Origin of the sequence: Prevotella sp. TF12-30 (assembly GCF_003436715.1) — a bacterium.
GTDB classification, from domain to species: domain Bacteria; phylum Bacteroidota; class Bacteroidia; order Bacteroidales; family Bacteroidaceae; genus Prevotella; species Prevotella copri_A.
Window position 1 is genome coordinate 1 of sequence record NZ_QSQJ01000011.1, and the last position, 21,698, is coordinate 21,698.

At 43.3% G+C, this 21,698-nt stretch carries 19 protein-coding genes and 2 pseudogenes; 10 read left to right on the forward strand and 11 right to left on the reverse strand.

The window, feature by feature from the left end; translation table 11 throughout:
• From DXD25_RS17135 to DXD25_RS05955, 3 genes are all read right to left on the reverse strand, one after another.
• On the reverse strand, window positions 1-182 hold a 182-nt coding region (locus tag DXD25_RS17135), incomplete at its 3' end, for a hypothetical protein (protein WP_222847541.1).
• A 26-nt stretch (window positions 183-208) separates the two neighbouring features.
• Entirely contained in the window at window positions 209-1,036 is an 828-nt protein-coding gene (locus DXD25_RS05950) for a hypothetical protein (RefSeq protein ID WP_134844615.1), read from the reverse strand.
• Window positions 1,014-1,223: a helix-turn-helix domain-containing protein gene (locus tag DXD25_RS05955; protein ID WP_117662222.1), complete on the reverse strand. Its 210-nt coding sequence runs from the start codon at window positions 1,221-1,223 to the stop codon at window positions 1,014-1,016. The genes DXD25_RS05950 and DXD25_RS05955 overlap by 23 nt, the downstream gene beginning before the upstream one ends.
• Window positions 1,224-2,370: 1,147 nt before the next feature.
• Between DXD25_RS05955 and DXD25_RS05965 the strand changes: the two genes are divergently transcribed.
• Together DXD25_RS05965 and DXD25_RS05970 are read left to right on the forward strand one after the other, a co-directional pair.
• Window positions 2,371-3,432 (forward strand): IS5-like element IS1169 family transposase, encoded by a 1,062-nt coding sequence (locus DXD25_RS05965; protein WP_008777670.1) that lies wholly within the window; start codon window positions 2,371-2,373, stop codon window positions 3,430-3,432.
• A gap of 185 nt (window positions 3,433-3,617) precedes the next feature.
• The gene (locus DXD25_RS05970; protein ID WP_004348227.1) at window positions 3,618-4,583 is read left to right on the forward strand and encodes an extended-spectrum class A beta-lactamase CfxA3; all 966 of its coding nucleotides are present in this window, start codon (window positions 3,618-3,620) and stop codon (window positions 4,581-4,583) included.
• Window positions 4,584-4,675: 92 nt separating this feature from the next.
• On the opposite strand, the gene DXD25_RS05975 is transcribed toward DXD25_RS05970, so the two are convergent.
• From DXD25_RS05975 to tnpA, 7 genes are all read right to left on the reverse strand, one after another.
• The gene (locus DXD25_RS05975) at window positions 4,676-6,079 is read right to left on the reverse strand and encodes a hypothetical protein (RefSeq protein ID WP_004292734.1); all 1,404 of its coding nucleotides are present in this window, start codon (window positions 6,077-6,079) and stop codon (window positions 4,676-4,678) included.
• A 282-nt stretch (window positions 6,080-6,361) separates the two neighbouring features.
• Window positions 6,362-7,477: a DUF6371 domain-containing protein gene (locus tag DXD25_RS05980; protein ID WP_004292742.1), complete on the reverse strand. Its 1,116-nt coding sequence runs from the start codon at window positions 7,475-7,477 to the stop codon at window positions 6,362-6,364.
• A gap of 3 nt (window positions 7,478-7,480) precedes the next feature.
• On the reverse strand, window positions 7,481-8,578 hold the full coding sequence (locus DXD25_RS05985; protein WP_004348225.1) for an AAA family ATPase: 1,098 nt from the start codon (window positions 8,576-8,578) through the stop codon (window positions 7,481-7,483).
• Window positions 8,579-8,583: 5 nt separating this feature from the next.
• On the reverse strand, window positions 8,584-8,958 hold the full coding sequence (locus DXD25_RS05990) for an excisionase family DNA-binding protein (protein ID WP_004338328.1): 375 nt from the start codon (window positions 8,956-8,958) through the stop codon (window positions 8,584-8,586).
• A gap of 199 nt (window positions 8,959-9,157) precedes the next feature.
• The gene (gene tnpC / locus DXD25_RS05995; protein ID WP_004339687.1) at window positions 9,158-10,015 is read right to left on the reverse strand and encodes a transposon Tn4555 protein TnpC; all 858 of its coding nucleotides are present in this window, start codon (window positions 10,013-10,015) and stop codon (window positions 9,158-9,160) included.
• A 247-nt stretch (window positions 10,016-10,262) separates the two neighbouring features.
• On the reverse strand, window positions 10,263-11,381 hold the full coding sequence (locus DXD25_RS06000) for a site-specific integrase (protein WP_004338318.1): 1,119 nt from the start codon (window positions 11,379-11,381) through the stop codon (window positions 10,263-10,265).
• 141 nt (window positions 11,382-11,522) lie between these two features.
• Window positions 11,523-12,458, reverse strand: a complete 936-nt coding sequence (tnpA, locus tag DXD25_RS06005) for a transposon Tn4555 protein TnpA (RefSeq protein ID WP_004292844.1) — start codon at window positions 12,456-12,458, stop codon at window positions 11,523-11,525.
• 629 nt (window positions 12,459-13,087) lie between these two features.
• Between tnpA and DXD25_RS17435 the strand changes: the two genes are divergently transcribed.
• The 7 genes and pseudogenes from DXD25_RS17435 to DXD25_RS06045 all read left to right on the forward strand — a co-directional run.
• The gene (locus DXD25_RS17435; RefSeq protein WP_255415685.1) at window positions 13,088-13,216 is read left to right on the forward strand and encodes a hypothetical protein; all 129 of its coding nucleotides are present in this window, start codon (window positions 13,088-13,090) and stop codon (window positions 13,214-13,216) included.
• 496 nt (window positions 13,217-13,712) lie between these two features.
• Window positions 13,713-14,321: a DUF6088 family protein gene (locus DXD25_RS06015; RefSeq protein WP_117662309.1), complete on the forward strand. Its 609-nt coding sequence runs from the start codon at window positions 13,713-13,715 to the stop codon at window positions 14,319-14,321.
• Window positions 14,318-15,367: a nucleotidyl transferase AbiEii/AbiGii toxin family protein gene (locus DXD25_RS06020; RefSeq protein ID WP_117662223.1), complete on the forward strand. Its 1,050-nt coding sequence runs from the start codon at window positions 14,318-14,320 to the stop codon at window positions 15,365-15,367. Before DXD25_RS06015 ends, DXD25_RS06020 begins: the two co-directional genes overlap by 4 nt.
• 1,083 nt (window positions 15,368-16,450) lie before the next feature.
• Window positions 16,451-17,359 (forward strand): Rpn family recombination-promoting nuclease/putative transposase, encoded by a 909-nt coding sequence (locus DXD25_RS06030; protein ID WP_117662224.1) that lies wholly within the window; start codon window positions 16,451-16,453, stop codon window positions 17,357-17,359.
• Window positions 17,360-17,529: 170 nt separating this feature from the next.
• A pseudogene (locus tag DXD25_RS06035) lies at window positions 17,530-17,730 on the forward strand (ORF6N domain-containing protein); the annotation flags it as partial.
• Window positions 17,731-17,928: 198 nt separating this feature from the next.
• The gene (locus DXD25_RS06040) at window positions 17,929-18,123 is read left to right on the forward strand and encodes a transcriptional regulator (RefSeq protein WP_117662311.1); all 195 of its coding nucleotides are present in this window, start codon (window positions 17,929-17,931) and stop codon (window positions 18,121-18,123) included.
• Window positions 18,111-18,209: pseudogene (locus DXD25_RS06045) on the forward strand (virulence protein); the annotation flags it as partial. The gene DXD25_RS06040 and the pseudogene DXD25_RS06045, both read left to right, overlap by 13 nt.
• Window positions 18,210-18,414: 205 nt before the next feature.
• Here the strand turns inward: DXD25_RS06045 and DXD25_RS06050 are convergent.
• Complete coding sequence (locus tag DXD25_RS06050) at window positions 18,415-18,906, reverse strand: hypothetical protein (protein WP_187360443.1); 492 nt, start codon at window positions 18,904-18,906, stop codon at window positions 18,415-18,417.
• A gap of 549 nt (window positions 18,907-19,455) precedes the next feature.
• Between DXD25_RS06050 and DXD25_RS06055 the strand changes: the two genes are divergently transcribed.
• Window positions 19,456-21,483 (forward strand): alpha-amylase family glycosyl hydrolase, encoded by a 2,028-nt coding sequence (locus tag DXD25_RS06055; RefSeq protein ID WP_117662228.1) that lies wholly within the window; start codon window positions 19,456-19,458, stop codon window positions 21,481-21,483.
• Window positions 21,484-21,698 lie beyond the last annotated feature (215 nt).

Consider the following 21,698-nt stretch of genomic DNA (forward strand, 5'->3'; position numbering starts at 1 on the left):
TAAATAATGTCTGCCGATGGGTGATGTCTTGAGCCACTTCGCAAATCCAAATTTATTATCTCACAAGCGATATTGCTTTGTGTTGTAGAGATTTTAGTTTCTCTATCAGATACTATAAACATATATGCAGTAAAAAGTCCGACAGCTATGTTTATCATAGCCACAACTATTTTTCTTCCCATAGCTTTCCTTATTTGTCCTTGCGGATTTATAAATTATTGCATTGTTCCATGAGAATTTTATCTATCATAGAACATTTCTTGAAAAAGGGATATGTATGATAAAAGTCCTTCGGGTCAATGGAGTCAGAATCTTGCTCCATCATCCATGCCGAAACGATTAAGACCATCATTTCGTAGTTCGCCTTTTCTTTCTGCCGTGGAGACAATCGTTTCAATGCTTTCCGAAGCCCTTCTATCTTTTGGGGATATTTCCGCAACATTCGGCTTAATCCTTCAGAAAGGGTCTCGTCATACGTCTCATCGGTATGCGACAAGCAATGCCTTATCACCAATATGTAGTCCTGCTCTTCGGAATGTTCTTGGGCAAAGAAATCACCATCTATGATTCGGCTGAGAAATAGGCTGTCGGTATTCGTTTCTTTCTTGCCTTTCAATTCTATCCTTCTTATGCTTTTGTCACAGAAAAGGACTCCATCAGTAGAAGCGTTTAGTGGATAGATATAACATTTTTCTCGCCCTCTTTTAAACAAGTATTTTATATCATAGAAGATTTCGCCAGTCACAGTTAGCGTATCAGCCTCTAATGAAGCAAAGTAAAATTCTTCGATTTTATTTTTGCCAAGTGCTTTGTTACTTTTGGAGATTTCCAATGTGCCAGTGGTGTCATTATCAAATGTAAGTTTTACAGATATTGTTGTGTCAGAAAGTTTCACATCTCCGACATAACAACATATACCTTTTCCAAAAGTAGCTGATTGACATCCCATACTGCATAGAAACAGTATGGTGATGCTTGTCAAAATGATAGCTTTTCTTCTTCCCATAATCACTTTAAACATTACGTTCTTTTTCATTCGTAATAAGTTCTTTCATATCCACAGACAGTAATTGTGCAATTTCAAGAAGTGTGGTAAGGTTAGGTTGAGAGCGGTTGCATACGTAAGCATTGACCGTACTGAAACTTCTTCCCAACTTCTTTGCAAGCCATGTTTGGCTTATCCCTTTGTCCTCTAAGACTGCTCTTATGCGATTTAACTTCATCTTTTTATCGTTTTTATGCTACAAAAATAACGTTTTATTTTGATAATCCATCCAAATCCCTTGAATATCTGCTGTATTCCGTCGTAATTTAGACAAAATAGAAATATAATCTGCAAAAATGGAACTAAGCAATTGATTTCCCAATATGGGAAGATACATATATGCGTTTATGAATATGTTCTTTTTGCCATACTCTTAAAATGACATATAAAGTATTTACAACCGATTATTACTCAATATTTTATAGATAATAAGTCAGAAATATGGTTGTTATTTTTAATTGCACATTCTAAAAGGTGAAGATTTAACGCTTTTATTGATTATTAACTCAAAAAGGACATCAACTTGGGTCGTTTCTTCTCTTTTCCTTGCTATTCGTTTCCGATATTCCACTTTTGTTTTGGTCTATCTCATATGTACTGCAAAGGTATTGATTTTTGTTTGATATTGCTCCTTGCTTGCTCCTTGTCGTAGATTAATTTTCACACAGGAATTTTTGTTCTCTTTCTATAGGGGCTTGAAACAATCCATTTATTGGAAACAATTAAAGACGGAGCTGGTTTGCCCCAGTGCTTTTTAAGAAACAGGGCAATTATTTTATCTCCACAAAGGCTCTTGTTCCCAATTATGAGGAAAGCCTAATAAACGAGTTCTTACTGATGGGTATTTCGATAAAAGCTGCTTGAAATCTGCAACAAAAGTGTTGCCCATAGAAATGGAGTTAAGCCAATACACCACATAGCAGAGTTGCGGATAAAGTGTTTGTTCACGGAACGAGAAATCCGTAATCCATGTGTTTGGCATACGCATAGGCATCATTGGCTTGACAGGAAAGACCCGATTTGACAGTCTTGAATGATGGGCGCAGCAATTACGAAGTACGGGTCTGGGTACGGATTAAAAGGCTAAGTGATTATTTCCAGTCATTTAGCCTTTTTAATTATCTAATTTTTCCCCACATTTTCCCCACAGCTGTCTATTTATATATTTTAGAAACATATTTTTCCGTAAAGTTATGTACCTTTGTCGGCAAATAAAGATATTCTCGTCAAACAAATATAAGAGGAGTTCTATAAATTAAAATATTGTAGTACAGTTGTTTATATGGTTCCAAGAGCGTAAATTTGCAGAAAATAAGAATTTTATAATGAACAAGTTATCCCGATACCGTAAGCTTCGTTATAATCAACTATTTGAGTCAGAGAATCGTGAATTGCGTTTGAATGAAATGGGCAATCCTCTTGAAGTGTTGTCTCAGTATGTTGATTTTGAGATCTTTCGTCCTACTCTTGAATCAGCCCTTTTTACCGGAGAGCGCAAAAGTAATGCCGGTCGTCCGCCGATAGACTGTGTGCTGATGTTCAAGGTCTTGTTTCTTCAGCGTTATTATGGTTTGAGTGACCATCAGATAGAGTATCAGATAGTTGACCGTACGAGTTTCCGCAAGTTTCTTGGTATTGAATGTGTTGACGATGTTCCTGACGAGAAGACGGTGTGGAAGTATCGCGAACTCCTGACAAATACAGGCGTTTATGACAAGCTTTTTTCGGAATTTCATAGTTTCATGGAAAGTAAGGGTCTGCAATTCAATGAGGGTCGCATCATTGATGCCAGTTTTGTTATTGCCCCTCGCCAACGTAACACCCGTGATGAAAATGAGCAGATAAAACAGGGAGCGGGTGATAAGTTGTGGAATGACAATCCCCACAAGAAGTGCCACAAGGATGTAGATGCCCGCTGGACAAAGAAGCGTGATGAGACTTTTTACGGCTACAAGCAGCATACTAAAGTTGAGAAACGCAATAAGATCATACTTTCTTATGATACCACGTCGGCAGAAGTGCATGATTCCAAAGGCTTTGAAGGACTGCTGGATGAAAAAGACGAAGGCAAGGACTTGTATTTGGACGCCGGTTATGTCGGACAAGAGGAGATTGTAAAACAGCATAAGATGAATCCGATAATTTGCGAAAAGGGCTACCGTAACCGTCCGCTTACCAAGGAGCAGAAATCAGACAATAGGAAAAAATCCAAGACACGTTGCCTTGTCGAGCATGTATTCGGGTTTGAGGAACAAACCATGCGTGGACTTGTGGTGCGTACAGTAGGGCTTATTCGTGCTAAAGCCAATGTAGCATTCACCAGTCTTGTGTATAACATCAGTCGTTACACGCAAATAATCAGGCTGAAACCTGAGTTGTTGGGGTGAATTATGCCTGCACATCCAATTTTTACAACAAACACAAGTTAATTATTGTAAAAATCGGGGGGGGGGTAGAAAATATTCGCTAAATTTGCAAGACTAAAACTCACAAATTGGGCAGTTAAAGAGTTCTGCTGTCTGATACAAGAGGATAAATTGAATTGATAGAACTCACCATAAATAATATAAACATGGAAAAAAACAGAAAAAAACAAATCGTAGTTTTGAGTATAGCTTTAGTTTGCATTTTCATCTTGGTATTTTCATTGTTCCATAAATCAGCGACAAAAGATAGCGCAAATCCTCCTTTAACAAATGTTTTGACTGATAGCATTTCTCAAATTGTCTCAGCTTGTCCTGGCGAAATTGGTGTGGCGGTTATTGTTAATAACAGAGATACGGTTAAGGTCAATAATAAGAGTGTTTATCCTATGATGAGTGTGTTTAAGGTTCATCAGGCATTAGCTCTTTGTAATGACTTTGACAATAAAGGAATTTCACTTGATACCTTAGTAAATATAAATAGGGATAAACTTGACCCAAAGACTTGGAGTCCTATGCTGAAAGATTATTCAGGGCCAGTCATATCATTGACAGTGAGAGATTTGCTGCGTTATACTCTTACTCAGAGTGACAACAATGCAAGCAACCTTATGTTTAAGGATATGGTTAATGTCGCTCAAACAGATAGTTTTATAGCCACACTCATTCCTCGTTCAAGTTTTCAGATAGCTTATACGGAAGAGGAAATGTCGGCTGACCATAACAAGGCTTACTCTAACTATACATCTCCTCTTGGTGCTGCAATGTTGATGAATCGTTTGTTTACTGAAGGTCTTATCGATGATGAGAAACAAAGTTTCATTAAGAATACGTTAAAAGAATGCAAAACAGGTGTAGATAGGATAGCAGCTCCACTTCTTGATAAAGAAGGGGTTGTTATAGCGCATAAGACAGGTTCAGGTGATGTTAATGAAAATGGTGTTCTTGCAGCTCACAATGATGTTGCCTATATATGTCTGCCTAATAATATCAGTTATACCTTAGCGGTATTTGTTAAGGATTTCAAGGGAAATGAATCACAAGCGTCACAATATGTTGCGCATATATCAGCTGTAGTATATTCTTTATTAATGCAAACTTCAGTAAAATCTTAAACTGCACTTGCTTTGATAATTAATGATAAACAATCTAAAAGCACTCTAATCGTTATCGGAGTGCTTTTAGATTACTAATCAAATTGCTTCTATTATAATTTGAATCCTCTACTTTTTCTTTCTTCCTGTTGCGGCACTCTTGCTCCATATCTAAGCCTGTGCCATTGCTCCCTGAACCAGTCGGCAATCGGCTTCCTGTTTATTGTCAGGTTCAGCCTGCTTTCATCGTCAGGGTCATTTTCCACCCTTAAAATATCATCCTTTATATCAAAGTTCCGCCTGTGTTGCTCGGAATAGATTTTACCGCTACATTTCAGGGCTTCTTTTTTGACTATAAGACTTTCAGTCATTTCTTTAGAGAATCCCAGCATGGCACAAAACTTTTCCATGCGCAGCATTTCCCTGAACATCGGAAACCACCTGAAAGCCTTGTCTATGATTCTGGCGAGCCGTGACAGTTCTTTTTCTTTCATGTCAAGTTCCTGCCTGTGCATTTCTCTGAGATTGTGGATTTGCGTATCATGCTGTTTCTGCATCTGCTGTACTTGGCTCTGCAATTTTTCAATATTGGTGTTCCGTTTTGAAACCTCGTCTTGCAGTTTTTCGTTGGCACGTTCCAGTTCTTTCAGTTTTCCACTCCCGAAAAGAGAAGCAACTCCACTAGTTATGGCTGTCGCTGCCGTGGTGGCTGTCTTCTTTAACTTGTCAGTGCGTATTTCTGATTTCACCTGTTTCAGTTCCTGCTCGGCAAGATTTATCTGTTCTTCTTTGTGCCGTTTGGCTGCATCCATGCGTTGCAGTTCAGCTTTCTGCTTCTCAATGATAAAGTCGTTCCGTTCCAGATGCTCCTTACCAGTGACAGCCTTTGACTGCCCGCGTTCCATCAGCAGGATGTCGGATGCAAGGGTCTGCATCTGCATCATGTCATCGTCATTGAGCTTTCGGCTCTTTCCTGTTTCGTGGTTCATCCAGTCGAAAACGATATGGGCATGATAGTTCGGCTTGAACCATCTGTCCCCGACTTTGAAGCTTTCCCTGTCTTCCGCTTCCGGCTGACCGTTCAGCCAATGCCCTTCATCCTTGTGCAGGAAGATTTGCAGCGGTGTGATTCCCCAGCGTCTTTGACACTCCTCACCGAATTTACGCACGTCTGCCAGTGTGGTGTCCGACCTGACAAGCAGCACTCCTTCACGTATGGGGGAGCATCCCGCAATCTTGACTATTTTACCGTTCTTGCCTTTGCGTTCACGCTCCTTTTCCTGCATGGCACGTCCGGTCTTTTCCTTTACCATCTGTCTGATATTGTCATAATGCATCCGCAAATCCGGACTGCCGAAGTCGGGATTTATCCACTGTTCGTTATCGGTGGATAGTTCAGGAACGACATAGATTCTGGACTCTCCGATGTGGCGCATGTATTCGGCAGTCCTCCTGTTGTGAGCCTCGCTCGATGCGATGTTGCAGGGCTTGATATGTATGCTTGATTTTGTTGCCATAGATACTTGTTTTTTGGTTTGTACTTTATTGTTTGCTTTTCCGCTGTCCGTAAACGCATGGGGTTCTTAGGGGTGCAACCCATAAGCGGAGATTGCAAAGAGAGGGTCACTCTTTGCTCTGGGTTCTCAGGGGAGAAACGCCCTGAGTGGGTCATTAGGGTAAAACCCTAATCCCCTCGGGAGAGCCCACAACTACGTAAGCGGAGCGTGTAGTTATAGTGGGCTATATCAATGGCAAGCCATTGTCTGCAAACTCCAGCCTACGGCTTCCGCTCTCCTCCGTCAGGGAGGTTTTTCATCATCGTTGCCGATTGGAGATGCACCGACCAGCACAAGGTCTAAATCGTCTATCAGTTTTTGCAGGACGGGATTCTTCTCTATCATCCGCTGGAGGATTCTCTCAGCCTCGACCAAGTGGTTGGCTGTACTCATCACCTTGCCCTCCCGTATCTGAAAGATAATCCAATCGGCTATGTCGATATGGGCTTCTTTTTGTTTCGGGGTGGCATTCCTTTCGATGATGTCCGAAACCACCACCTTACAAAAGTACATGCTCTCGGCTCGCTGTTTCCACTCGGCATAAGCATCGGCATCGGGAAAGAGAAGCACGGTTCGCCCTGACAGTACACGGAGTTTCTCTTCTCTCATCTGACTCTTACCACCCGTAGCCAGCCATACATAATCGGGGAAGATAGCAGAACCGATAACGGCACTCTTCTCGGATTCCACCAAGACCACCACCTTGTCGGGATGCGTTTTCAACAAGTGTTCCCCGAAAAGGCATTGGGATAGTTGCCAATCCTCTGCCAACACACGCTGCTTTTTCAATATGCTGTGTATCCAGTTCACTGCCGATGTCTGTCCTCCCTTGATACGGTGTCCGTCTTCGGGATTGTACTGCATCACCTTTCCCGTGCGTACCTTGCCCGTCCTGTCTATCTGCCAAAAGATAACAGAGCCGTCACGGGTAGCCCCCAAACGGTATTCCTCCAACAACCGCTTCAACACCTCTTTCGCCTTGTCGCCATAGTAGGAAGTAAGGAGTGTGAAGAGGAAACGGAAGAAATTGCTACGCTCGCTTTGCGACTTCTCCACATAGTGAGGGGGAATATAGCCGATGGCTGTCGGCTTACTTTGCTGCTTCACTTTCTTCTGCTCTGCTCTTTGCCTGTCAAAAGAGAAATCATTGGTAGTTCTGTGTTCAGGATGCTCTTGAAAATACTCTTTCGGAGTGTAGTGATACCCACAACCGCTTTCGTGGTTACATCTGCCGACCGATGGATGCAACGGCACATTATTTTCGTCCACGTAATAGACGAAAGAATGCCTGTCTCCGCATTTGGGGCAGGTATGCCGTGTTGCCGTTCCTTTATACTTCTGTAATGAATAATTGCCCATAGCTTAGTCCGTTTTTGATGGTTGATTGTCGGCTGTCCCATCCTGTCCCATTGTCCCACACTCTAAGGGTTGGGACAGTGGGACACTTGGGACACCTGCGTTTTTACTCTCTTTGCTGCGCTGGATGATACGGTTTACGGTGGACTTGCCACAATTCACCTGTGAGGCTATCTCCCTGACGGACTTGCCCGATTGGGAGAGTTGCAGAATTTGGCAATCCCTTTGGCTTGATTCATTGTCGCCCAATTTTTTCAAGTGTTCCTTTTCCGTGGAATAGCCCCTGAACACGAACTGCAAGAAAGCATCCACCTTGTCAATCTCGTAAACGATTACATTATCCGCATCATGAGAGAACGTGCCATAGCGCACTTTAAGCTGCTTCACATAGCGAAGCCCTCCGTCTTGGGCACTTTTTCCAATGGTGAACACGCTGTCAAAGAAATTGTAGAGCCGTTTGCTTCCGGCAAGGTCGTTGGATGTGATGGGACAATCCAAAGAGCGTTTGGGCGTATGTGCTAGGACAAGGATAGAGAGCGCATATCTCTTTTTGAGATTGTTCAGCTGAATCATCAGCCGTCCTGCGGCATCGCCTTTCTCCATGGCGCAACACAGGTAGGTAAGATTGTCAATGATGAAAATCTTGCAGTCGGTCTGCACAGCCATCTGTTCAATGCCGCCTATGATAGCTTCCTCAAAGTTGGCATCCAAAAGCTGGTTGCAGTCAATAGACACCCGATAGAGTTTGTCGGGAAAGGTGTAGAGCTCTCCATGCTCGTTGGTATAGCGGAGCTGGAACTGCTTTTCGGACAGTTCAAAGTCCAGATACAGCACATTGTCGGTTCGGGCGATGCGGTCGGCTATCTGCACGGCAAGGATGGACTTGCCCACGTTGGAATCGGCAAACAAGCAGGAGAGTTCCCCCTCGTACCAAAAGCTGTCCCACAGCGCACGGGGCGTAGGCAATAACGATGCTTCAAGAATGGTTTGGTTTGCCGTCTTGATATTCATCATGCCTACACTGTCGGGCATACCGTTATGCGCTTGGGATGCTTTTGTGAGGTCGCCACGTATCAGGTTGATATAGTTCTTATCCTCTTCCATATCATTCACCAGTTACGTGGGTTGGGCTTGCGACGGTGGGAAGAGGATAAGGACTTGTTCAGTTCCTCGTCTGACAACGGTATGGGATTCTTTCGGGCGGTTTCCAGCCACTTGTCCAGTTCGTCACGGTAAAGGCAATAGCGTTTGCCGGGCTTGGTGGCAGGGATTGTCCCTTCTGACAGTTTCATGTAGAGCGTACCCTTAGGGATACCTAAATACTCTGCTGCCTCGTCCACAGACATGGGCACGTGGGTGTCCACCGTTTTGGCATTGTTCACACTGCGCTGCTCGGCGAGCAGGCTTTTCAGGCTCATCACTTCGTCTCGAAGCTGAGCGACAACCTCGGGGAGGTCGTTGAAGGTAAGAATTGATTTTTCCATTCGCGTACTCGTCTCTTTTGTAAGACTTGGCGCAAAGGACTGAAATGATATATCCGTGAATATCTCCACGACACGTCATTGCAAAATAATTCCCGAATAATTAAGCCCAGCCATAAATGACGGGTAAAATTACTCGGGAAACGATGTAAAACAGGCGGTTATGAGTTACCGGATGGTTGTCGTTGGTGTCGTGATTATCCTAATTCCGCACATAATCCTCGGGATAGTGGAAATCAAGTTTGCCGTTTTCGGGTTCATCAATGGGAATTTCCGTCTTTAACGGCTCTACCTTGAAATTCTTGATGGTTGATAAGTCTGTATCAGCAAACGATTTCGGGAAAAGGGCTTTGATGAACTTGGCACGGTTATCCCCATTGTAGTATCTCTTGTACAGGAAACGCTCAGAGATATTCCATACGAAGTGACGGAGTGGAATGTTGTTGATGTCTTTGGTAAACGGTCTTTGTATGGGCTTCGGGGTATAAGTGTTAAGATTCATCCATTTGTCCACCTCAGTACAGATGTGGTTCACGGTTTCTTGGTCGGCAATGCGAGGCAGGTAATAATGGCAATACTCCATGACCATGCGGATGCGCTCTTCCTTTTCCCGTTGCTCTCTGCTTGCGTAATTGGCACGGTTCTTTTCGTGAAGATCCGGGGCGATAGTAAGCTCTATCGGTTGTGTTTGGATAAGTGTCTCTTCTTTTGTCGGGGATGATTCGGGTACAGGCTCAGGGACTGATGTAGGTCCAGGCACAGATGTGGCTTCTTCAAGTGTATTTTGTGACAGTTCTTCCTGCACCTCTATGGCTTCGGCAATCGTTTCTTTCTTGCCGAACTTGATTTTGTAGATTTCGTATGTATCAAAGATAAGTGTCTGAAAGGAGAGATAGAGCAACCATCCCAACAGGTTACAGCATACGAATACTATCCACCTGACAAAGTTGTCTTGGTTGAAGCTGTCCGCTATTACCAGCGTGGCAATGGAAGATATTAGGACGATGGCGAAGCCGACAAAGCCCAAGATGATGTATTTGTCCTTGATTGATGATTCCATATTTCGTTGAGAGATTGAATGTTCCTGTATTATTTTGTGCAAAGTTAATGCTATTTTTCCCAATTACTGCCCGTTATTTGCGGTTAGAACGGTCTTTTTCAATGTATTTCACGAAATGTCATCATATCATACTCTGTTTCATACTCTGAGGGGCTTATAAATGGTGGCATCAAGCCAAAAACATAGAGGGGCGATTATAGCCTTGTAGCCATAACCGCCCCTCTGAATACCTGTCAATGTGAGACATTTATGCCTCCTTGCGCTTCAAGGTTATCTTGTCCACCACCTGACACATCTGCTGCGCTGCTATCTTGGAATAGATTTGTGTGGTGGTAATGTTCTTATGTCCGAGATAGGCTTGGATGACAGCCATGTCCGTTCCCATTTCCACGTGCAGGCTTCCGAAGCTGTGGCGGGTACAGTGAAAGGTGATTTTCTTGGTTATCCCTGCTGCCGTGAGCCACCGTTGGAGTGGTCCTTGCAGCATCTTGTCCTTGAAATCCTCAAAGATAAGTCCCTCGCCCCGTTCTCCCAGCAGTCCATAGGCTTCATCACTGATGGGGTTATGCACTATTTCTTTGGTTTTCTGCATACGGGTGGTAACGAACATCCTGCCGTTGGTGTATGGTTGTATCTGCTGCCACGTGAGCTGTCTGATGTCGCTCTTTCTCAGTCCCGTAAGACAGGCGAAAAGAAAAGCTTTTTTCAAGACCTCCTCCTCACAGGGTGTTTCGGCAAGCCGTATCAGTTCCTCTTGGCTCAAATGCTCCCTGATGGTGGGAATGCACTCGATGCGGTCTAAGAAGCCGTTTGGGTTCTCCTTTATCTTCCTGTCACGGTAAGCGGTGTGCAGCACGGCACGGAAAGTTGACCAATAGCCTGCTGCGGAGTTGATGTGCAGCTTTTGGTTGGTGTGGATGGATTGGGGTGCATCAAGCAGGTATTCCATGAACTTGCGGCACAAATCCACATCCACCTCCTCAAAGGTGCATTTGCCGTTCACGAACCGCTGGAAATGCTTGTATACGTGCTGCCACTTGATATTCTTGCGGTCAGCCAGTCCTTTGAAATAGGCAAGGAAATCGCCCTTCATCTTGGTCTTGTCAAAAAAGCCGTTGTTTTCATTGAAAATGGCTTCGTAGCGCTGGTTGCGCAGGATGACCGCTTTCTTCATCATGCGTGCGTTGAAGTCCCGTTCCTGCTGGTTTGCAGGTTTGGCGAAGATGTAAATTCCTAAGGCTTCACGTGTAATCACTCTCATGGTGACATTGTCACGGTAGCCGGGATAGTAGTCAAGGCATAGTGAATACTGTGTCCCGTTCTTAATCTTGCGCTTACGCAAGGTAACTGTTTTGCATTTACTCATAATAATTATGTTTTAATTGGTTGTATACATTTTGGAGTTGTATCCATGTTTCCGATGGCAAAGGAACAACGTGAAATATCCGTGAATACCTCCACGATACATCATTTTGAAATAATTTTCGATAATCCCGATTTTTCACGGTTATTTGTTCCTTTCAGCCATGACACGCTCCACATCTGAGCGCAAAAGCAGGTTTTTCACACCCACCTTTATCTTTTCGATGTGCTTCACCTTGACGATATGGCAGATGTTGGCTGACGAAAGACCATAGATTTGCTGCACCTGCTCAACGGTATAGTAGCGTTCATCGTTCACAAGGTCAGTTCTGCGGAGTTCGTTCAAATGTGATTTGGAGTAATAGGTACGCCCGTACTCTCTTTTAGTGGGTATCTTATGGCGATAGGTGTAGGCACGGAGTGCGGTCGGCTTCATGCCGAACAGTTCCTCCACCTCCTCGGTCAGTAGCCAGTCGGTAATTTCGCTAATATCAACTGCCACACCGAAAAACTCGTCAATATGCTTCTTGCTGTAATAGTTCTTTCCTGCGATACGGCAGATGGGGATATGGTTACGCTTGGCGGAAGTGTAAAGCCATGACTGCTTTACCTTAAAAAGGGACATCACCTCCTCGCCCGAATAGAAGTCCAACACTTCTTCGCTTTCCTTTTCCCTTTTTTCTCTTTTGGCAGGTAAGGAAGATGAAGATGATTTCCTTGGTGTGGAGGTGTTGCCGGGCAGGATGCGGTGATAGGGATTGCCCTCCAACATCTGCTCGATGTCGGCTCTGCGGATGAATGCCATGCGGTTGCTGATGCGTGAGGCTTTCAGCTTGCCGATGGCTACAAGTTTGTAAATGTACTGTCGGGAACAGCCCATGAGGATGGCTGCTTTGGAAAAGGTGAGATACTCCTGATGCTGTATCTCCATCAAGGGTTGGGCGACTTTGAAGAGGTTGTTCTTCTGCATCACTCTGGCTCGTTTGGCTTCTGCCTGACAAGCCTCACTGCAATATCTTTGCATACCGCTTCGGGTTACAAAGGACTTGCCGCAAAAACTGCATTTTCTGGTTGCTTTCATACCGTTTTATCGTTTAATGGTTCATTTCTTCAATCCTATATCTCTGAAATGGTAAACGGATGTGAACGGAAGTCAACCATTGTCGCTTTTCTACACAGTGTGACTGTTTCCGCATATCGGGGCGGTTATTGTCGCTTGTCGTAAACGGTTGTAAACCCTTGTCAACTGTCTGCACGGTGTGACAAAAAACAAGCCCCGCAAATTCTCCACGTCAGAAATACGTCTCAAAAATATGTGGAAATTTGGGAAGCGACAAATGGCAACCGAAAAGTGTTAAATTTTAGAATATGCTGGTAATTAAAGATTTACACTCGGATATTTCTGATTAGTTTTGGTTGTTCTATGGTTATAAATACATTACATGAAAATTACTGTTGGTAACTACTCTTTTACCTTTGCAAAGACTAATCTTAATATTTTGTAAAATCACAGCATAAAATGTTGTTTTTCAGAAATTAGATTTAACTTTGCACTCGAAATCAAAGCGTTCTTTGTATATTGCAAAGTTGTGAAAGAAAAAGAATATAGCTCGTTTCTAAATCGTTAGCAGTCACATTCTTTAAAATACTCAACTCGCTGATATTCAATAAATAAAAGAATTTACTGTGACTCGATACATGGAAATAGGTATGGCGAAAGGAATGGCGAAAGAAAAGATAGCCACAGCTCACCGCCTTCTATCAATGGGCCTTTCAGATGAGCAAGTATCAACTGTCACCGAGCTTCCACTGGAGGATATTCAGAAAATGAAGGAATAAGAAGAGATTACTAGGCGGTTCTCGAACATATCGAGAGCCGCCTATTTTTCTTTATCATCATCCCTATATTTTTCCCAAAAACCAGGGGCACTTGCATAAACCAGTGTTTAGGCATAGATGTTAGTAAGTCAAACTCGCTCTAAATAGGACTTCTCTTGAATATCAAGAAGTTGTAAAATTACCTATTCTATATAGATAACGATATGGAAACGAGCGGACTTCTGCTCGTTTCTGTATTTTACAAATGCAAAGAACGCCTTTATTTGGCGTGCAAAGATACGACATTTTTCCAAATTTCGCATAGCTTGCAAGAAGAAAACTATGGAAATTAGAACTTTTTAGGTTAATATTCATGCTTTATATAAAAATCTGAGCAAATATTTGTATAATAATCTATAAAAAATAGAGTACAAGTATGGCTTTACGGTATAAAAACCTTACCTTTGCAGTCGGAAATATTTGCAATGATTCCGACCAAAAATCAAATAGTAAAGCTATGCAAGAAGCTGTAGTAAACAAGATTAAGAGCAAAATCGCACATTGTAAGTTCGGGGAGGTGTTCTTCGTGTCATCCTTTCCGCAGTATGATGTGGAATACGTCACCAAGCTACTGGCGATATTCGAGAAAGAGGGGATTATCTCCCGAATATCAAAAGGTGTGTATGTCAAGGCACGCAAGACTCGCTTTGGCATACTGTACCCTTCTGCTTCTGAATTAGCATCAGAAATAGCCAAGAGAGACAAGGCTGTGATTATTCCTACTGGAGTGACAGCAGCCAACCTGTTGGGCTTCTCTACACAAGTGCCTATGACAACGAGTTTCCTCACGACAGGCTCCAGCAGAAAACTCTCCATGGGAAAACGCATGGTAGTATTGAAACATGGCGCTCCAAGAAACTTTGCTTTTAAAGGTGTCTTGATGCGTGATCTTGTACAGGCACTTCGCTGTATTGGCGAAAACAACATAACGGCTGACGATGAGAAGCAAATTTCCAAGCTGTTGGCGGAAAATCCTGAAGAGGAGACTATAGAGCACGACCTGCTGTTGGCTCCCGTATGGATGAGAAATATTATCAGAAGAAACATAAAAAGCAAGGCATTATGAGCAAATGGATAGATTTTACAATAGATGAGCGCAAGGCAATGATACAGGCTGTCAGCGAGGAAAAGCAGATAGACGAGGCATCTGCCGAAAAGGACTGGTGGGTAACGGCTGTACTCTATGCCATATTCCATACCAGCATAGGCAAGTATCTCTTGTTCAAAGGTGGCACAAGCCTTAGCAAGGGATGGAATATCATCAATCGTTTCAGTGAGGACATTGACCTCGCACTTTCAAGAGATTTCTTCTTGAATGTCAAGAGCCTTGCCTGTGCCAACTGTACTTCGAATACACAAATCCACCATTTGCGAGAAAAGGCACAGGATTATATTCTTGGCGACTTCAAGTCTGAGTTAAAGGAAGAGTTGAAAAGATTGGGACTTCCCGTAACGGTTATTGGAGACAATGACGTATTGGGTGAGAATGGAGAGCCGCTCAAAGTGCCTCACGACAAAGACCCATCTGTGATTTTCGTCAAATATCCTTCGCTCTACCAAAGCAACGCTGCATACGCCACTCCAACGGTAAAAATTGAGATTAGTGTCTTGTCTATGGCTGAGCCTTTTGAAATGAGACGCATATCGTCATTGGTAGAACAAGCATTCGATGGCGAGGATGTGGACTCTGATTTGGTTCAAACCATTCGCACGGTTACGCCTGCTCGCACTTTCCTCGAAAAGGCATTTCTTCTCTGCGAGGAATATCAGAAGGCCGATCCACGTACCCATCGGATGACACGTCATTTCTACGATTTGGAAAAACTGATGCAGACTCCATACGCAGAAGTGGCTCTCAACGATGTGGCATTATACGAAGACATCGTCAACCACAGACGCAAATTCTATCATGTAGGGTATGTGGATTATGACAAAGAACTGCCACAAAGCATCCAGATTGTTCCAAGCGATGCGCTCTTGCCAAGTTATGAGGCAGACTACAATGAGATGAGAGGTAGCTTCATCTATGGTGAATCTTTGGACTTCTCTGCCCTCATGAAAAGAATGGCGGAACTTCAAGAACGTTTCCGCAAGATTTCAACTGAACAATAACTACAAATATAGAGCCCAACCCAAACTTACCAAGGAAGCTACGCTCAGGAATGTCCCCCAACTTGTTCCGGATGGAATACGAGGAGTTTTCAAGTTTCTATCTCCATGAGATATTAAAGGCGACACCGAAAGATGCTATTCAAGATAGTGCATACGTGGTCTTGTATCCAAATAAGGAGATGGAAAACAAGACGCTTTCACTTCCAATGGGTGCACGATTTGGTAACTGAACTACTTCAATATTCCTCACTCGCTTGCCTTATGCCGATTTGGCAACTTTGTGCAAATCTACTCATTCCCAACTGTTTACGTTCCAACCTCTCTTATTCTCCTTTGGCAGCTTTAGAGCTTTATGTTAATGAATCTAAATAGGAAGAACTTGACATCTATGACACCATACTGTTGTGCCCCAAATAGCTTTATCCTCATCCTTTCCAACAACTCATCGCAACGATAGTACATACAAGCAATAGTGATAGTACTTACAAGGCGCAAAGACGTTACAGAGAGGTCGCCATGATAGTACTGACGATGCGTAAAGCGGCTTGTATCGCTTATTGCCTCACTATGGCATAACATTGCCCCTTACCAAGGCAATAAACTGCCATTGCCAGGCACAAAACGACACGTCGGGAGCTGGTATAAACAACAACTCACTTTTTTACTCTTCACTCTTCACCAAATCGGCTGAACCCCCGATAAACACTGGGGTTGCGAGAGGTGAAGAGTGGTAGTCCACTCTTCACAACTCTTCACCCGTGCAAGTTTCTAAGCTACAGATATTTATGCTCTTCCGGTGAAGAGTGAAGAGTTTTTTCAAAAACTTTAGGGCACAACTGCATGGAGTACTTGATGTAAAATTCTTTACGTATAGACTATGCTGCATCTTTGGATAACCTCATCCACGGAACTATGCAGGTACGCCTAAATTACTAGGCGATTCTCGAACATATCGGGAGCCGCTTTTTTTTCTTTATCATCATACCTACATTTTTCCCAAAAACCTTGGAAGTTACGAGGAAAAATCGTATCTTTGCCACCAAATAGCAATATTGCGTCCACGACCTTATAAAACATAAGAAGATGGCAAGATTTATAGACCCACGTGTCGATTGGGCTTTCAAGCGAATCTTTGGAAGCGAGGACACTAAAGAATGCCTGATAACATTCCTCAACGGACTGTTTGAAGACGAGCTGGTAATCAAGGACGTGACGTTTGCCAAGACCGAAAAACTTGGCTTGCGCCCCGATGACCGTGGTGTGGTCTTCGATGTCTATTGCGTCACAAACGAGGGCAAGCATGTCATCGTCGAGATGCAGAAGAAAGAACAGGAATACTTTGCCGACAGGGCATTGTATTACACGGCACGTGCCATTGTGCAGCAGGGCGTTCGTGGAATCTGGGACTATCACTTGGCTCCTGTCTATACGGTATGTTTCATGGATTTCGTGTCGGATAGTCCAATGCTAAAGGAGTTTCGTACCGACTTGGTGCTTACCGATTTACAGACACGCCAGCGAGTGTCCGACAGGATGCGTATTGTTTACCTCCAACTGCCATTGTTCGACAAGCATACGGAGGCAGAGTGTATGGATATATTTGATTGTTGGATTTATATAGTGAAGAATATGAACATGTTTGAACAGATGCCATTCAGCGAGAAGTATCCAGTCTTCCGCAAGTTGGCAGAGATAGGCGACCTCCGCAAGCTTTCCCGAGAGGAACTTGAGCTTTATGACGAGGACATCAAAAATATGCGTGATATATATGCCATCAGAAAGTTTGATGAGAAGAGAGGTATGGAAAAAGGAATGGCGAAAGGTATGGAAATAGGAATGGCGAAAGGAATGGCGAAAGGAATGGCGAAAGGAATGGCGAAAGAAAAGATAGCCACAGCTCACCGCCTTCTATCAATGGGCCTTTCAGATGAGCAAGTATCAACTGTCACCGAGCTTCCACTGGAGGATATTCAGAAAATGAGGAAAAAATAGAATAAATGCAACGAGTTCTTAAGCATGTGCTTAAAAGGGTCAAAAGCTGAAAGTAGTGCTTTGGCAATCATTACTGCTGCAAAGATCAATGGTGAGTTAGAAAATCGGATGGCAACGGGAGAGGTGAAATTCAAGATGGTCGGATAGCCATTTCAACCGTACAGGTCGCAAAAGTCCTTAATCAAACCGTTAAGCGTAACATAGAGCGATTTCCCAACGATTTTCGTTTTGAATTGAGTAAAGAAGAATGTTTGAGGTCACAAATTGTGACCTCAAACGGCAGAGGTGGTAACCGATACTCAACTTATGCCTTTACAGAACAAGGCGTGGCAATGCTTAGTAGTGTCCTTCGTTCGAAAATAGCTGTTGAAACATTCCGTTTATCACATGACCGCTTTCTTTGCATAGATGATGACGTTTATCATATAGGTGCTTCTATCAAGGATCTTCCGAGAGCCGCATATTTTCTTTTTGCACTAACCCACAACATTTCCTCAAAAGCCTTGGAAGTTACGAGGAAAAGTCGTATCTTTGCACCGAATAAGTACAACATTTATATTTTTATGATTATGAGAACAGGCGACAAAGTATTAATATCTCCAGACTTGACACATGCCAAAGACTGGACACAGGGCGAAGTGATTGAAGTTGAGAACAATCCTTTCGTAGGAATTGTCATCTCCGCAAAAACCGCAGATGGAAACATATTCTTTGGATATAAAGACTTATTTGAGCCAGCAAAGGAGGCAGTATGTACGCACTAGCATTTGATATGGTTATTTCTGATTTACAGAAATACTATGGCGAACCTTACAACAAGGCTTACTACGAAATAAAAGAGCTTTACAAGTGAAGTCTGGTGAAAAATATCTCTTAAGGGAAGATTTTATTTCCCTTAAGGAAAAAAACATTTTCCCTTAAGGAAAAAAATAAATATCCTTAAGGGAAAATTTTCAATCTCTTCTTTTCCCATTTTCCGGGAGTTTCTCCTTGATTGTCTTTTTCCAGAATATTATTTACATAGCATAATATATGCCGGCAGAATGATGGAAGGACTATAATGTGATTCCCCCTCTCACCAGCCACTTTGCAAAGAAGCGGTCACTTACCAAATAGCCGTTTGGGGTCTTGCTTACCAGCTGCTTATCCACCAATGCCTTCAATGCCGTCTTCACGCTGCTTGTGGCTGGCAGATGGTGGGTGCTGATAAACTGCTGGCTCAATGGCGAAGATACCAGACTCTCACTAGCTATCGCCAACAACAGCATCTGCTGGTTCTCCGTAAGCCAGGCACAATAGTTCTGATAAGCCATCGCCTGCTCCTCTATCAACTCCTGAATCACCTCATCCACCAACGACTTCGTTATCCCGTAAGAACCATGCTCGTAAATGCCATGCAATATCGCCTGCACATACCAGGTTACACTGCCCGACTGCTGATAGATATAAGAAAAGACGGATTCGTCTATCACCCTATGCTGAGATGACAACAGACGATTGGCAAACTTACGATAAACCGGTTCTTCGATGCAAGGCAATGACAACACCAGCGAACTCTGGAAGAAAGGATAGAAATCATCTTTCAGTTGATGTAAGTATTAATATCCATATTTTGTCTATTGATCAGTGGGTAATCTAGAAGCGAAAAAATGACTTCAACATACATCACTCCCCTATTTCATAAATAAAAAACTGCTGTTGTACAACAAAAACACCTATAGTTGTACGACTATAAAGTTACAGTTGTACGACTATATAGGCTATAGTTGTACAACCATAGAGCTATAGTCGTACAACTATAGGGGTTATAGTCGTACAACTATAGAAATCTCGAAAAACGCCCTTGAAGAGCAAAAACATAACCATCTGATTTTCAATACATTCACATCGCACCTCATATTTTCAATATTCACAAACAAATAAGAATCAGATAAAAATACGAAAATCTCAGCAAAGGAAAGCTAAAGAAAAATCGTCACAGATGCAAACGTTTGCGCATTTCTTTTGCTCAATTTACACCAGTTGGAGAAACAACTCACCGATTTTCATCGTAACTTTGCAACAGTTATCAAAGCAACAACTCTAACTGAATAAATATGAAGAAAATCTACTTAACACTCGTTGCCCTACTGGCAACCATCAATATGTTCGCACAGGGTTGGCCTGCCAACTATAGCGGCGTGATGCTGCAGGGATTCTACTGGGATTCCTTCAGCGAATCCAAATGGACCAAGCTAGAAGCACAGGCTCCGGAACTGGGACAGTACTTCAACCTCGTATGGATTCCACAGAGCGCCTACTGCGGACACAAGTCAATGGGTTACGATGACCTCTACTGGTTTTCCAACTACGAAAGTTCTTTCGGAAGTGAAAGCGAACTCCGCTCTCTCATCAAGACTTTCAAGAATAACGGCATCGGTACCATCGCCGACGTGGTAATCAACCATCGCAAGAACGTATCAACCTGGTTTGATTTCCCAGTAGAAACATACAAAGGAGTAACCTACGAGATGAAATCTACCGATATCTGCGCCAACGATGATGGCGGTAAGACCAAGAAAGAGGCAGACAAGCAAGGCGTAAAGCTCAGCAGCAATAATGACACGGGCGACGACTGGGACGGAATGCGCGACCTCGACCACAGCAGCGAGAATGTGCAGACCATCGTAAAGGCTTATCTCGATATGCTCCTCAACGACTTCGGCTATGCCGGATTCCGCTATGATATGGTAAAGGGATACAGCGGAAAATTTACAGGCATCTACAATACCGCTACCAAGCCTTCCTATTCCGTAGGAGAATATTGGGATGGTGATGTCAGCAAGGTGAAGAACTGGCTCGAAAGCACCAAGGTGAACAAAGAGATTACCAGTGCTGCCTTCGACTTCCCTATCCGCTACGTGGTGCGCGATGCCATCAATGGCAAATGGTCAAACGTAAAGACAGATGGTCTGGCCAACGACCCAGCTTACAAGCAGTATGCCATTACCTTCGTAGAGAATCACGATACAGAATACCGCTCAGCCAGCGAACAGCAGGACCCTATCCGCAAGGATACCCTGGCAGCCAATGCATACATCCTGGCATCTTGCGGTACCCCATGCGTATTCTACAAGCACTGGATTGACTGCAAGCAGGATATCAAGGCGATGATCAATGCACGTCAGATGGCTGGCATCACCAACACCAGCAATACCACCTTCAATGCCTACAAGGGCGATGGATTTAATGGTATCTTGACCACCGGCACAAAGACTTCGCTCCTTGCCATCGTGGGTCCTAACGCCAACAAGTTTGAAGTGTCTAACGCATACGCTGAAATTCTCAACGGCTATCACTATCGCTATTTCATGTCCAAGAAGGCAAACGTGGCTTGGGTAAATCTGGCATCAGGCGAATACGAGGGTGCACAGAAGGCAAAGCTCGTGGCAGTAAGCAACGCAGACGATGCACAGTTGGTTTATACAACTGATGGCACCGAACCAACAGCCAGCAGCAAGAAGGCAAAGAGCGGTGAGGAGCTGGAGATTCCTTTCGGCGAGACAACCCTGAAGGTGGGCTTGCTGATGAATGGTGCAGTCAGCGGTATTCTTACCCGTAACTATAAGGTAGAAAAACCTGCTGCTTTCGACCCATACGATATCACCGTATATGCCAACGCAGACCAGGTAGGATGGAAAGATGGTTTCAACTTCTGGGCTTGGTGCGAGAAACCAGATGAGAATCTGACTACCACAAAAAAATGGCCTGGCGATAAGGTTACCCAATGCAAGGAGATCGAAGGAAAGAAATGGTATTATCAGACTTACAAGATCAAGAGCAAGGACTATAAGGTTTCATTCGTATTCAGTACAGGTACCGGAACTCCACAGACCGTAGATTTTACGGATATCAACAAGGATACCTACCTGGAGGTTCTGAATGAGAAGAATAATGAAGGTCACTATAAGATCAAGGATGTAACTGCCGATATGCCAACAACAGGCATCACCGATGCACCAGTCATCGACAAGGCAACAAGTACCAACAATGCCTGGTACACCCTGGATGGAATGAAGATGAATCAGAAGCCACAGCAAACTGGCATCTATATTCATCAGGGCAAGAAGATCGTTATCAGATAAAGTCGTTCAAGACTTTGTAAAATATAAGATATAGGTTTCAAAAAGGTTTAGATTTATTTTATAAAAGGTTTAAGATTGTTGATGAAAGATATAGGTTCTAGTTTGAATAAGGTTTAAAGATTGTAGGGTACAGTTTTGGTTTGAATAAGGTTTAAGATTGTTGATAACAAGGTTTAGATTATTTAAAAACATAGGTTTAGTTTTCAGGGTAAACA